Raw genomic sequence first — 12,991 nt, 5'->3', positions numbered from 1 at the left:
TCAAAATTGGTGTCAATCAGGCAAAATTCCGTACCTCGCGCCGGAACGGATCGTCGACGATGACGCGGCGCGCAGTCAGACAAAGGAGTCTTCAAGATGGTCATGGGCCGAGCCAGGGCGGGCGTCGCGGTCGCAATCAAGCAGCCGAAACGGGCCGATCTCGTCGCCGAGGAGATCAAGCGGCTGATCACGGAGAAGGATCTGAAGCCGGGCGACCGCCTGCCGCGCGAAGCCGAGCTCCAGCAGCTCTATGCGGTGAGCAAGAGCACGATCCGCGAGGCGCTGAAGTCGCTGGAGGTGCAGGGGCTGATCAAGGTCACGACGGGGCCGTCGGGCGGCGGGATGGTCGTCGAGGTGCCGCTCGACCGCACGCTGCAGTTGCTGCAGAACTACCTGTTCTTCAAGGACGTGACGATCGACGACATTTATACGGTGCGCAAGCTGCTCGAACCCGAGCTCGCGGCCGGCGCCGTGCCGCACCTGACGGAGCGCGACTTCACGGCGCTCGAAGCGAACATCGCGTGCTGCGACGGCGCGTCGGGCGTGCACGATCGCGGCCACATGCTGCGCCAGCGGCAGGAGGACACGACGTTCCACGACATCCTCGCGGCCGCGAACCCGAACCCGTTCCTGCGCTTCAGTTGCGAGCTCATCAACGAGATGATCCGGCAGTTGATCGAGTTCCGGAACGACACACCGCTCACCGAGCACAAGCGCTTCGGCGAGGCGAACGTGTCGATCCACAAGGCGATCCTGCAGGCCGCGCGCGAGCGCGACGTCGAGCGCGTGCGTGCGCTGATGGTCGAGCACATGACCGACGCGCCGAAGCACGTGAAGCGGATGAAAGGCAAGCTGCGTGGGCGTCTGATCCTCGATTCCGAAATCCGTCGGCGGGCCGCGTCGCCCGTTGCGAGTGCGGACGCGGCCGGTTCCGACGACGACTGACCGCCACCCCTCACGCGTACCCCGTCGTGCCCTTCGTTTCCAGGTATTCGACGAGGCCGAACTCCGCATACTCGCGCCCGTTGCCCGAACGCTTGTAACCGCCGAACGGCGCGGCCGGGTTCCACGCCGGATAGTTGATGTGCACGTTGCCCACGCGCAGCCGCGCGGCGATGCGGCGCGCGCGCTCGAGGTCCTTCGTCTGCACGTACGCCGCGAGCCCGTAGACCGAATCGTTCGCGAGCGCGACCGCTTCGTCTTCGGTCCGGTAGGTCAGGATCGACAGCACCGGCCCGAAGATCTCCTCGCGTGCGATCGTCATGTCCGGCGTCACGTTCGAGAACACCGTCGGCTTCACGTAGAAGCCGTCGCCGAGCCCGTCGGGCCGCCCGAGCCCGCCGGCGACGAGCGTCGCGCCTTCGTCGATGCCGCGCTGGATCAGCTGCTGGATCCGGTCGAACTGCGTGCGGCTGACGACCGGCCCGATCTCCGTCTCAGGCGAGCGCGGATCGCCCACGACGGTGCGCGCGGCCTCCCGGCGCGCCGCCGCCTCGGCAGCGGCCAGCTGATCGACGTGCACGAACATCCGCGTCGGCGCGTTGCACGATTGCCCGCTGTTGCTGAAGCAGCTGCGCGCGCCGAGCGTCACGGCGGCGTCGATGTCCGCATCGGGCAGGATCAGGTTCGGACTCTTGCTGCCGAGTTCCTGGTGCACGCGCTTCACGGTATCGGCCGCGGCCTTCGCGACCTCGACGCCCGCACGCGTCGAGCCGGTGAACGACACCATGTCGACGTCCGGATGCCGCGACAGCGCATCGCCAACCTCGTGTCCGTAGCCGTGCACGAGGTTGAATACGCCGGGCGGCACGCCGGCTTCATCGAGGATCTCGGCGAACAGGATCGCGCTGAACGGCGCGATCTCGCTCGGCTTGAGCACCATCGTGCAGCCGGCCGCGAGCGCCGGCGCGACCTTGCACACGATCTGGTTGATCGGCCAGTTCCACGGCGTGATCAGCGCGCATACGCCGATCGGCTCGTGCGACACGAGCAGCGAATCGACCTGCGTGCTGAACCGGAACGCGCGCAGCGCGCGGATCGTCTGCTCGAGATGTGCGGTCCCGACCGCGGCCTGCGCCGCGCGCGCGAACGCGAGCGGCGCGCCCATCTCCTGGCTGATCGTGCGCGCGACTTCCTCGTAGCGCCGCTGATAGATGTCGAGCACGCGCTGCAGCAGCGCGACGCGCGCGTCGACGCTCCAGCGCGAGTAGGCGTCGAACGCCTGCTTCGCCGCGCCGACCGCGCGGTCGACGTCGGCCGCACTGCCGATCGCGAGCCGTGCATACGGTCGCGCGGTCGCGGGATCGATCACGTCGATGGCGCGCGCGTCGGCCGGGTCGAGCCACTGCCCGGCGATATAGCTCTGTTCTGAGGTTCGCATCGAATGCTCCTGGGTCAGCAATAGCGGGCGCCGCCGTCAGCGCATCGCGCGCGCATAGGTGTCGGCGAGGATGTCGCGAATCTTCGCGACGAACCAGACTATCTCATCGCGCGACATCACGAGCGGCGGCGAGAACTGCACGATCGGCGTGCCTTCGTGGTCGACGCCCGCGCGGCACAGCAAGCCCGCTTCGAAGATCGCCGGCGCGAGCAGCGTCGACACGAACGCCTGCGCGCCGATGCCCGCGGCCCAGCGGCGCGCGGCCTTGTCGGTGACGAGCTCGAGCGAATAGTGGTAGCCGTCGCCGCGCACGTCGCCGACGCACGGCAGCTCGAGCAACCCGTCGAGCGTGCGCCGGAATACGGCCTGGTTGTCGCCGACGTTCTCCAGCACGCGTTCGCGCTCCATGATCGCGAGGTTCGCGAGCGCGGCCGTGCACGCGACCGGATGGCCGCCGTAGGTCGCACCGTGCAGGAACATCTGCTGCGGGCCGGCGAGCACCGTATCGACGACCGCGTCGCTCGCGATCACCCCGCCGAGCGGCACGTAGCCCGACGCGATCCCCTTCGCGAACGTGATCAGGTCCGGCTGCAGCCCGTAGCGCGTCGAGCCGAACCATTCGCCGAGACGGCCGAAGCCGCAGATCACTTCATCGGCGACGAGCAGCACGCCATGCCGGTCGCACAGCGCGCGCAGCCCTTGCGCATAGCCGGCCGGCGGCGTCAGGCTGCCGCCCGCGTTCTGCAGCGGCTCGACGACGATCGCGGCGACGGTGTCCGGCCCCTCCTGCACGATCAACGATTCGATCTCGTCGAGCAGATGGCGCGTGAACTGCGCTTCCGTCTCGCCGTCCGGCCGCCCGTAGCGCTTCGTGTTGCTCACGTGCCGCACGCCCGCCATCAGCGGCTCGAAATGCTTGCGGAAGTTGGTCATCCCGTTCAACGCGAGCGCACCGAACGACGTGCCGTGATACGCGACGCGCCGCGCGATGAACTTGCGCCGCTGCGGCTCGCCGCGCGCCTGGTGATACTGGCGCACCAGCTTGATCGCCGACTCGTTCGACTCGGAGCCGCTCGACGTGAAGAACACGCGGTTCAGGCCGTCCGGCGCGAGCGTCGCCAGCTTGTGCGCGAGCCGGATCGCCGGTTCGTGGCCGTAACCCCAGTTGGTGGCGAACGGCAGCCGCCCCATCTGCTCGCGCATCGCGTCGCCGATCTCGGCGCCGTGGCTGTAGCCGAGCTGCACGCAATACAGCCCGGCGAGCCCGTCGAAGTAGCGCTTGCCGTTGCGGTCGACGAGCCAGCAGCCTTCGCCGCGGTCGAATACCGTCAGCGCCTGGTCGCGATACGCATCGGCGTGCGTGAAGTGCATCAGCAGATGGCGCTTGCCGAGCGCCTGCAGGTCCGCTTCGAGACCGACGTCGATACCGTTCATGGGTCATTCCTCCTTCAGGGTTGCGAAACCGGCGGCGGCGAGCCGCGCGGCCGTTCAGTTCATCGACAACGTCGGCGCCGGCCGCGTGAAGCCGCGCGTGAGCCACAGCAGCTGGCAGAACCCGAGCGCGAGCCAGCCGAGGCCGACGTAGAAGGTCTGGCGCGACAGGCCCGACCACAGCCACACGTTCATCGCGAAGCCGAGCGCCGGCAGCACGCCGTACCCGATCCAGCCGGCGACGCGGCGGTGTTCCGGGCGCACCAGGTAGCTGCGCATCACGCACAGGTTCACGACCGCGAACGCGACGAGCGCGCCGAAGCTGATCATCGTCGACGCGAGATCGAGCGTGATGAACAGCGCCGACAGCGACACGGCGCCGACCGCGAGCGTCGCGCGCACCGGCGTGCGCAGCCGCGCATGCAGTTGCCCGAACACGCGCTCGGGCAGCACGCGGTCGCGGCCCATCGCGAACAGCACGCGCGTCACGCTCGCCTGACCGGCCATCGCGCTCGCGAAGCAGCCGGCCACGTAGACCGCGACGAACAGCGCGGACAACGCGCCGCCGCCGATGCGCCGCATCAGTTCGAAGCTGGCCGAATCGAGATCCTTGAACGCATGCCAGTCGGGAAACACGACCTGCCCCGCATACGCGATCAGCATGAACAGCAGCCCGCTCGCGAGCGTGCACAGCAGGATCGCGCGCGGCACCGTGCGGCGCGGCTCGCGGGTTTCCTCCGACAGCGTCGATACCGCATCGAAGCCGAGGAACGACAGGCACAGGATCGCGGAACCGGCGAAGATCGCGTGCGCATCGCCATACGCCGGCAGCGCGAGCGCCGGCTCCAGCCCCGCGCCGGCCGCGACATGCGCCGCGGCCGCGACGAACACCGCGATGAACACGAGCTGGCTCGCGATCAGGATCAGGTTCACGCGGTTGACGAGCCGGATGCCGACGATGTTCAACCCCGTCACCAGCACGATGCTCGCGACGATCCACACGCTGGCCGGCACCGCGGGGAACAGCTGCTTCATGTAGATGCCGATCGCGAGGTAGCTGATCATCGGAATGAACAGATAGTCCATCAGCAACGCCCAGCCGACCATGAAGCCCGCCGACGTGCCGAAGTTGCGGCTCGCGAACGTGTAGGCGGAACCGGCGCTCGGCATCAGCCGCACCATGTGGCCGTAGCTGCGCGCGGTCAGCAGCATCGCGACGAGCGTGACCGCATACGCAATCGTCAGATGTCCGTTGGTCTCGCGTGTGACGATTCCGTAAGTCGTGAACACCGTCATCGGCAGCATGTACGCGAGGCCGAAGATCACCAGCGCGAACAGGCCGAGCGCCGGGGCGCCGGGCCGGCCGGGCGGGCCCGCGTCGGTGTCGGTGTCGGCGTGCCCGTTCGCGTGCGCTCGCACGTCGTCCGTCACTGCGCTGCGCGCATGCTGCGCTGTCCCGGTGTCTTCCATGGTGTCCTCACTTGGCTGTCGTTCATGACCTCAACACACGTGTCGTCGGCAATGCGGCATCGCAGGCATTGCGCGATTCGGAAACGAGTGTGGTGCGCCAAAAACTCGACGACGAATGAGAAAAGCGGACGTATTCGGGGGATATTTCCGGACGCGTGGCAACGGCCCATTGCGGGCCGCGCAGCGCTCTGGCGTTTCGCGGGCATTCCCGCTATCTTCTATGCGAACCCGTCGCCGCCCCCGCACCATGGACAGCCAGTCCCATCGACATCGACGCCGCGCCGAGCGCGGCCTGCGTTCGGCCGCCAGCCAGGACGACATCCCCGCCACCGTGCACGCGATCGCGGTCACGCTCGACGAATGCCGCGTCCGGCATCTCGACATCGCCGCGGTGCTCGACGGCACGGGCCTCGGCGCGGCCGAAGTCGCGTCGCCGAACCTGCACGTGAATCGCGGCCAGGAGCAGCGTTGCTTCCGTAACCTGCTGCGCTGCAGTGGCCTGCCGTCGATCGGTCTCGCGATCGGCGCGCGACTCCATGTGTCGACGCTCGGCCTCGCCGGCTACGCGATGCTGATCAGCGGCTCAGTGATGCAGGCATTCGGCTGCATGGGACGGTTTCCGCTGTTCATGGGGCTGTATTTCGACGTGCGCGGGCACACGCATGCGGACGGAATGAGCGTGACGATCGAGCGGTACAACGGCGAACCCGACATCGAGGTGTTTCAGACCGACATGTGCCTGTCGAGCCTGCGGCTGATCGTGTCCGATCTGGTCGGCAAGCCGGTATGGCCCGCGCAGCTGCATCTCGCGCGCCGCACGCCGCGCAACGCTGCGGACTACGCGCGCCACTTCCGCTGTCCGGTCGCGTTCGGCGCAGGCGAAAACCGCCTCGTGTTCACGAGCGTGGACGGCTCGGAAGCGCCGCGGCTCGCGAACGAAGTCAGCTTCAATGCGCTGCATCAGCAGTGCGAAGCGCTCGAGCAGCAGTGGGCCGCATCGCTCGGCACGCGCTTCGCCGATCGCGCGAAGGCGTTGATGGCGCGCGACCTCACGCGCTTCAAGTCGATGACGTCGCTCGCGGATGCGCTGTACGTGACCGAGCGCACATTGCGGCGCCGACTCGACAAGGACGGCATCACGTTCCAGTCGCTGCTCGACGACGTGCGCCATCAGGAGGCGGTGCGCCTGCTCGACGAGCCGACGCTCAGCGTGGCGGCCATCGCAGAGCGGCTCGGCTACAGCGAACCGCGCAGCTTCCGGCATGCGTACCGGCGCTGGACCGGCAGCACGCCGCGCGCACGTGCGGATGCGGACGGCGACGCCTGACGCGCAGCGCGTGACCGCGCGCAGTTCAGCGCATCATGCGACCACGCGCAACGCAACGCGCGATGGCGCGTGCGTCATTCGAGTTCGACGCCGTTGAGTTCGGGGATCAGGAACAGCGTCGCGGCCATGTCGAGCACATAGAGGCCGGCGAGCAGCGCGATGGCCGTCTGAAACGAGTAGTGCGCGGCGAGTGCGCCGACCGCCACCGGCCCGAAGCCGCCGACCGCGCGGCCGATGTTCCACAGCACGTTCTGCGCGGTGGCGCGCGCGGCGGTCGGATAGCCTTCGGACATCAGCGTGCCGTAGCCGCCGACCATCCCGTTCACGAACATGCCCATCAGCGCACCGGCCCACAGCATCGTCGTCGGGTCGGACAGCCGGGCGTACGCGATGACGGTCGCGACCGCGCCGAGCTGGTACAGCAGGAACGTCGGCTTGCGGCCGATGCGATCGGCGAACTGCCCGAAGGTCCAGACGCCGATCATCATCCCGACGACGGTGACCGCCGTCCACAGGCCGGACTTCGTCAGCGAAAAGCCCATCTGCTTCGACAGGAAGGTCGGCAGCCAGATCATGATGCCGTAGTAGCCGAAGTTCTGGACCGAGCACAGGATCGCGATGCCGACGCTCGTGCGCGCGGTGCGCGCGTCGGCGACGAGCATGCGGAACGCGTTGGTGCGCGGCTGCGTAGCACGCTGCACGAACGCTACGGGCTCGTGCAGCCGGTTGCGCAGCGCCCATGCGAGCAAGGCGGGCACCACGCCGAGCGCGAACATTCCGCGCCAGCCGATATGGCCCAGCAGCAGCGGCGTCAGCAGCGCCGCCAGCAGTACGCCGGCCTGCCAGCCGAGCGCCACGTAGCACGACACGCGCGCGCGTTTGGCGGCCGGCCACGCTTCGGCCGCGAGCGCCATGCCGATTCCGAACTCGCCGCCCAGGCCGATGCCGGCGATGGTCCGGTAGACGAGCAGGTCGCGAAAGCCCTGGGCGAATGCGCACAGGCCGGTGAAGATCGCGAACAGCATGATCGTCCAGGTCAGCACGCGCACGCGGCCATAGCGGTCGCTCAGGGCGCCGAACAGAATGCCGCCCGCCACCGCGCCGATCAGCGTCCACGTGACGAGCGCCCCGCCCTGCGCGGGCGTCAAGTGCAACGCCGCCGTGATCGCCGGCAGCATGAAGCCGAGGATCAGCAGATCGAAGCCGTCCATCGCGTAGCCGATCGCGGCGCCCGCGAGCGCCTTCCACGCGTAACGCCCGGCCTGCTCGACGCACGGCGACGCCGCGTCGCCGAGCGACGAAGGTTCAAGGTTGGCTGCCATGGTGTCCTGCCGCAAAGGTCCGGGCGACAGTCTGAGGCCGGTTCGCGCGCGCGACGGCGCGGTGACCGTGCGCGGACGGAAAGGGTCGCGGCTGCCGGCTCGCGAGAACGGAAACGGGCAACCGCGGGTAATGGAACTGAAAGTCGGAACTGAAAGACGAAACTGAACGACGTCGATGCCGGCGGCGGCGCTGTCAGGCGGCACGCCGACGGCAAGGGATGAAGCATGCGAGCCGCGGCTCGCGTGGGCCGGACGGCGCCGGCGCGCGACCGGCGCCGCGCGGCGTCAGCCCTGATCGTCGCCGGGCCACCAGGTTTTGGCTTCGCGATCGACGAGCAGCGCGTCGAGGTCCTTGCCTTCGAGCCATTTCGGCCGCGGGCCGCGACCCGACCACGAGCGGCCGGTCGTCGGATCGTAGTACTTCGCAGGCGCCTTGCGTTTTCGCTGCACGATGTAGCCGAGCGCGCTCAGCACTTCCTGCTGCGTGATACCCAGCAACTGAACCTGCTCCCTGAATGCCGCGAGCGCGGCCTGCTTTTCTTTCTGCCTGGCTTCCGACAGCTTGATGTTCAGGTCCCGAAGTTGTGCTTCGAGGTCCTGCAGAGCCTGAGTCATGTATTCATCCTCTTTGGGCATGTTTTTATTCAAAGAACCTCCGATGGCCGAACCGGCCGTGAAGTTCCGCCGATCCGTATTGCGATATGTGGATCGCCAGACCGGAGCCGCAAGGTCTGCGATGTCCACCGGCGGCTATGCCATCGTCGAACGCTGCGGTCGCGGCACGCGACGCGCGGTACGCCGCGCTCGAACGCGCGACGAACGGTCGATGGCGACCTCCTCGCCACCGGTCGCCGCGCCTCGTACGGGCACGGCATGGCGCGAATGATAGCAGCGTGCATGCTCGGTGTTTGAGGACTTTTGCGCGGCGACGGCGCGGCGCGGTCCGGCGTCGAACGTCGCGGCGTCGCGACATCGCGGGGCGCGACGCTCACGGCAGCGGCGGCGCGTCGGCCAATACGGCGCGCAAGCCGGCGTCGAACGGCGTCGCATGGTCGATGCCGAGCGCGCGCACGCGCGACGCATCGAGGTGGCAATCGTATGGGCGCGGCGTGGCATCGGTCGGCGCATGGATCGGCGCGAGCGCCGCGCGGTGCCCCAACGCGGCCGCGAGCCGTTGGGCGATGTCGTATTTCGTCATCGGCTCCTCGGCCGACCAATGACGGATGCCGGTGACCGGCGCGCCGGCCAGATGGCGCAGCGTCAGGTCGCGGATGACCTGCGCGACGTCCGGCGTGTACGTCGGATAGCGGATCGCCCACGCATCCATGCGCGCCGGCTCGGCGCCCGGCTGCGCGGCCGCGACGATCGCCGGCACGAGGCTCGTGACCGCCGACTCGCGCCAGTCGACGATCGGCCCGTACAGCAGCGGCAGCCGCAGCACACACGCGAGCGGCGACGCGGCGAGCAACGCCGCCTCGCCGTCGAGCTTCGTGCGGCCGTACACGTTCAGCGGATTCGGCGTCGCGTCTTCGCGGTACGGCGCGGCCCGGCCGTCGAACACGTAGTCGGTCGAGATGCCGAGCGTCCATGCGCCGTAGCGCGCGGCGAGCGCGCCGATGCGCGCCGGCGCGTCGACGTTGATCGCACGCGCGGCGGCCGGGTCGTTCTCGCATACGTCCGGCCGACGCTCGGCCGCGCAGACGATCACGGCGGACGGCCGCCGCGCATCGAACAGCCGTTCGAGCGCGGGCTGGTCCAGAACGTCGAGACGGGCGGTGTGTTCCGGCGGCAACGCGACCCGCCGGGCGCCGGCGGTATCTGCGTTCCGGACGGTCGCGACCAGCGTCAGCGACACTTCGCGCGACAGCGTGGCGGCAACCGCACGGCCGAGCAGGCTGGATGCGCCGATGAGAAGGATGGTCGGTTGCGACACGGTAGCCAACGATGAATGGAAACGAGGCCCACCAATCTATACGAGAACCTGCGTCGGATGGCGATTTCGCGCGCAACGCGCAACACGCGGCGGCGCACGACGAAAAAAAGCCCGGTGCGCGATTGCTCGAACGCACCGGGCCCGCCATGCGGCAGCGACTGCCGCGCCAGCTTACTGGCGGTCGAACGAATACCGCCCCGGCCCGGTGAGCGCGAGCAACAGCAGGCCGCCGATGATGCTGACGTTCTTGTAGAAGTTGATCATCGCGACGTACTGATCCATCCCCTGCAGCGCCCAGTAGCGATGCCCGATCAACGCGGTCGCGAGCGTGTACGCCGCGAACAGCAGCGCCAGCGGCCGCGTGTAGAAGCCGACTGCGATCAGCGCGCCGCCGACCAGTTCGACCGCCACCGCGATCACCGCGGACAGCTCGGGAGACGGTGCGCCCGTCGACGCCATGTATGCGACCGTACCGGAGAAACCGGTCAGCTTCTGCCAGCCGAACAACACGAACAGAATCATCATCAACACGCGAGCGGCCAGCAGCAGCTCGTCCTTCTTCGACTCCAGCGATACGTAACGCATAACAATCACCTTGAATTGACGGTTCTACGCATCCGGCACCGACGGCCGCCGAAACGGCGAACGCATGGATCGGTACCGAACCCTCCTCGCGCGATCGGTGCGGGCGCCCCTGCCCGCTTCCGACGAATCCGTCCGGTGGCGCGATCTCGGCGCTGCGGAGCGGTTCTGGCGAAGCACGGGTGCAGTCTACTGTCTCACCGTGAATCATCAATCCGTCAAAACAAGATTCGCTGTCACCCTCCGGTGGACAATTGTCACGTGACAAACGCAGCGTGTCGGCCGCGTGGGCCGATTGCCGCATCGCTTACCGCGTCACTTACCAGGTCACATCACGTCGATTGGATAGCTGCTGTCGAGCTTGTCGTGCCACGCGCGCAGCGTTTTCGGCACGGTCTTTTTCCACGCCGGAACGTTCGTGTAGTACCGCATCCGCACATCGTTGTGGGCGTCGAACACGAGGAGCCCGATCCACAGATCGGTGCCGCGTCGCATTACGATCGCGGCGTTCGTCGTCGCGATGCCGCGCACCCAGTACGACGTCACTTTTGCATTCAGGCCGTCGAGGTCGCGCTCGTCGTCGCGGTTATTGATCATGTCGACGAGCGTCTGGTAATCCGCGCCGAGCAGCTTGTGCGCGATCGCGTCCTGCCGCGCGTCGTCCAGCACCTTCAGCGTGACGAGATCCGCCGGCGGGCTCGCCTGCGCCTGCGACGCGGTCACGTAATCGCCCGAATACACGACGCCCGCGCCGGCGCCGCAATCGGCGTCGCTGCCCTGCTGCGTCACGCGCACGCGCGATCCGTGACGGCTGAAGTCGAGCCGGCATCCGTCCTGCCGAAACGTGCCGGCGTCGGCGTGCAGCGCGAGATCGCCGGCCAGATCGCCGGTGTTCGCGCCGTTGTTGCCGCTCAATTCGAAGTGAAGATGCGGCGCCGTGCCGGTAATCGTCAGCACGCCGCCAAGGGACGGGTTGGCGCTGTCGCGATACCAGGTCTGCTGCCAGCGGTCGGGCGCGAGCGGCGCGCCGTTCAGGATCGCAAGGCGCTCGCGATAGCGATCGGCGATGCACGAGGCGTCGCCGCCGCAGCGATCGCGCTGCGCGAGCCATTTCAGTTGGGCGGCCTTCAGCGCGGCCGTATCGCCGCCTTTCGCGCGCGCCTTCTGCCATGCGGTCGCGAGTTGAGTGTCCAGCGCGGACAGGCGTGCGTCCGCGCAGATTGCGTGTTCGGTCGGCGAAGCGGCCTTCGCACAGTCGAAACCGGCCGCATGGGTGGCCATCGGCAGCGCGGTCAGCCATGCGGCCGCCGCGAGCACGTGCGGAATCGCGTGGCGCGACGCGCGGGCGGGAAGCGCTGCGCTCGCGCGCATGCCGGCGTGAGGATTCGATCGGTTCGGAAGGATCATGGCGTTGGATCGTCGCTGGAGCGCGGGACCGCTGAAACGCCGGCCCGCCGAGTTCGGGGAAAGGCGCGCGACACACGATGCGACGTGCGCAACGCGGGCCCCAGCGTAACGCGAACCGGCCGCGCCATCCAGCTGCGCTATGCAGCCGATACCGCGTGTCCGAGCCGCTCGGCGAGAAACCCGATGAACGTGCGCAGCGTCACGAAGCCTTCCCGATGCTGCGGGAACACCGCGTTCAGCGTGAGCGGCGCCGGCGCATACGCGTCGAGCACCGGCACCAGCGCGCCGCCGTCGAGCGCGGCGCCGACGATGAACTCCGGCAGCAGCGCGATGCCGAGCCCGGCGGTCGCCGCATCGCGCACGACCTCGCCGTTGTTCGCGACGAGCGGGCCTTGCACGTCGAACGTGCGCGCCACGCCGTCGACCCGGAATTCCCAGCCGACGCGCCGCTCGCGCCCGTACATCAGGCACGTATGGCCGGCCAGCTCCGCGGGCGACGCGGGCGTGCCCTGCCGCTCCAGATAGGCGGGGCTCGCACACGCGATCATTTTCCATGCGCCCAACGGACGCGCGATCAGCGTCGAATCCTCGAGCGCACCGATCCGCAGCACGAGGTCGAAACCTTCGCCGATCAGGTCGACGCGCCGGTCGGTCAGGTCGAGGTTCAGCCGCACGGCCGGATGCGCGCGCAGGAATTCGGCGATCAGCGGCGACACGTGCGTGATGCCGAACGACAGCGGCGCGCTGATCTTCAGCGACCCGTGCAGCTCGGTGCTGCGCACCGACATCGCCTGCTCGGCGTCGGCGACTTCCGCCAGGATCCGCTGCGCGCGCGCGTAGAACTCGTGACCCGACTCCGTCACCGCGAGATTGCGCGTATTGCGATGCAGGAGCCGCACACCGAGCGACGCTTCGAGCGCCATCGTGCGCCGGCTCACGAACTGCTTCGACAACATCAATTGGTCGGCCGCGGCCGTGAAGCTGCCCGCGTCGACCGTCGCGACGAAGATTCTCAGATCGTTGAGTTCCATATTGTCCACTCCAAGGAGACAGTCATTATCTTCACGGCCATTTATTTGTCAATTCGATTGACCTAAGATTCATCTCAACGAACGGCCGGCCCCACTTCCGAGGGCCGG

General features: G+C 68.3%; 11 protein-coding genes. 2 read left to right on the top strand and 9 right to left on the bottom strand.

Annotated elements, in window-relative coordinates:
- The first annotated feature begins 96 nt into the window (after nucleotides 1-96).
- Nucleotides 97-945 (top strand): FadR/GntR family transcriptional regulator, encoded by an 849-nt coding sequence (locus EX20_RS19345; RefSeq protein ID WP_011880639.1) that lies wholly within the window; start codon nucleotides 97-99, stop codon nucleotides 943-945.
- A gap of 10 nt (nucleotides 946-955) precedes the next feature.
- Here the strand turns inward: EX20_RS19345 and EX20_RS19340 are convergent, their stop codons facing one another.
- Genes EX20_RS19340 through EX20_RS19330 form a run of 3 tightly spaced genes read right to left on the bottom strand, consistent with a single transcriptional unit; the run spans nucleotide 956 to nucleotide 5,281 of the window.
- Nucleotides 956-2,380 carry an aldehyde dehydrogenase family protein gene (locus EX20_RS19340; protein WP_014726268.1) on the bottom strand — a complete coding sequence of 475 codons (1,425 nt, stop codon included), beginning with the start codon at nucleotides 2,378-2,380 and terminating at the stop codon, nucleotides 956-958.
- A 36-nt stretch (nucleotides 2,381-2,416) separates the two neighbouring features.
- Nucleotides 2,417-3,814, bottom strand: a complete 1,398-nt coding sequence (locus EX20_RS19335; protein WP_034194422.1) for an aspartate aminotransferase family protein — start codon at nucleotides 3,812-3,814, stop codon at nucleotides 2,417-2,419.
- Nucleotides 3,815-3,868: 54 nt separating this feature from the next.
- Entirely contained in the window at nucleotides 3,869-5,281 is a 1,413-nt protein-coding gene (locus EX20_RS19330) for an APC family permease (protein WP_034194421.1), read from the bottom strand.
- A 247-nt stretch (nucleotides 5,282-5,528) separates the two neighbouring features.
- Here EX20_RS19330 and EX20_RS19325 point away from each other — a divergent pair, with 247 nt between their 5' ends.
- Nucleotides 5,529-6,608: an AraC family transcriptional regulator gene (locus EX20_RS19325; RefSeq protein WP_014726269.1), complete on the top strand. Its 1,080-nt coding sequence runs from the start codon at nucleotides 5,529-5,531 to the stop codon at nucleotides 6,606-6,608.
- 74 nt (nucleotides 6,609-6,682) lie between these two features.
- Here the strand turns inward: EX20_RS19325 and EX20_RS19320 are convergent, their stop codons facing one another.
- From EX20_RS19320 to EX20_RS19295, 6 genes are all read right to left on the bottom strand, one after another.
- Entirely contained in the window at nucleotides 6,683-7,930 is a 1,248-nt protein-coding gene (locus EX20_RS19320) for an MFS transporter (protein ID WP_034194420.1), read from the bottom strand.
- 285 nt (nucleotides 7,931-8,215) lie between these two features.
- Nucleotides 8,216-8,545: an H-NS histone family protein gene (locus EX20_RS19315; RefSeq protein ID WP_011880644.1), complete on the bottom strand. Its 330-nt coding sequence runs from the start codon at nucleotides 8,543-8,545 to the stop codon at nucleotides 8,216-8,218.
- 373 nt (nucleotides 8,546-8,918) lie between these two features.
- Nucleotides 8,919-9,863 (bottom strand): dTDP-4-dehydrorhamnose reductase family protein, encoded by a 945-nt coding sequence (locus EX20_RS19310; protein WP_034194419.1) that lies wholly within the window; start codon nucleotides 9,861-9,863, stop codon nucleotides 8,919-8,921.
- A gap of 171 nt (nucleotides 9,864-10,034) precedes the next feature.
- Complete coding sequence (locus EX20_RS19305) at nucleotides 10,035-10,448, bottom strand: DoxX family protein (protein WP_034194418.1); 414 nt, start codon at nucleotides 10,446-10,448, stop codon at nucleotides 10,035-10,037.
- A 324-nt stretch (nucleotides 10,449-10,772) separates the two neighbouring features.
- A complete protein-coding gene (locus EX20_RS19300) occupies nucleotides 10,773-11,816 on the bottom strand; it encodes a lysozyme inhibitor LprI family protein (RefSeq protein WP_139164714.1) in 1,044 nt (347 codons plus the stop codon).
- A gap of 173 nt (nucleotides 11,817-11,989) precedes the next feature.
- On the bottom strand, nucleotides 11,990-12,883 hold the full coding sequence (locus tag EX20_RS19295) for a LysR family transcriptional regulator (RefSeq protein ID WP_011880648.1): 894 nt from the start codon (nucleotides 12,881-12,883) through the stop codon (nucleotides 11,990-11,992).
- Between the last annotated feature and the right edge of the window lie 108 nt (nucleotides 12,884-12,991).

The organism is Burkholderia sp. WP42, assembly GCF_000745665.1.
In the GTDB taxonomy this organism is placed as follows: Bacteria; Pseudomonadota; Gammaproteobacteria; order Burkholderiales; family Burkholderiaceae; genus Burkholderia; species Burkholderia vietnamiensis.
Note: the sequence above shows the minus strand (reverse complement) of the source record. Positions and strands in the feature narration are given on the sequence as shown.

Bases quoted from the DNA above. Each gene is read 5' to 3' on its own strand.
- EX20_RS19300 (WP_139164714.1), bottom strand. From the start codon at position 11,816: ATGCGCGCGAGCGCAGCGCTTCCCGCCCGCGCGTCGCGCCACGCGATT.
- EX20_RS19340 (WP_014726268.1), bottom strand. From the start codon at position 2,380: ATGCGAACCTCAGAACAGAGCTATATCGCCGGGCAGTGGCTCGACCCG.
- EX20_RS19295 (WP_011880648.1), bottom strand. From the start codon at position 12,883: ATGGAACTCAACGATCTGAGAATCTTCGTCGCGACGGTCGACGCGGGC.
- EX20_RS19305 (WP_034194418.1), bottom strand. From the start codon at position 10,448: ATGCGTTACGTATCGCTGGAGTCGAAGAAGGACGAGCTGCTGCTGGCC.
- EX20_RS19330 (WP_034194421.1), bottom strand. From the start codon at position 5,281: ATGGAAGACACCGGGACAGCGCAGCATGCGCGCAGCGCAGTGACGGAC.
- EX20_RS19325 (WP_014726269.1), top strand. From the start codon at position 5,529: ATGGACAGCCAGTCCCATCGACATCGACGCCGCGCCGAGCGCGGCCTG.
- EX20_RS19320 (WP_034194420.1), bottom strand. From the start codon at position 7,930: ATGGCAGCCAACCTTGAACCTTCGTCGCTCGGCGACGCGGCGTCGCCG.
- EX20_RS19315 (WP_011880644.1), bottom strand. From the start codon at position 8,545: ATGACTCAGGCTCTGCAGGACCTCGAAGCACAACTTCGGGACCTGAAC.
- EX20_RS19335 (WP_034194422.1), bottom strand. From the start codon at position 3,814: ATGAACGGTATCGACGTCGGTCTCGAAGCGGACCTGCAGGCGCTCGGC.
- EX20_RS19345 (WP_011880639.1), top strand. From the start codon at position 97: ATGGTCATGGGCCGAGCCAGGGCGGGCGTCGCGGTCGCAATCAAGCAG.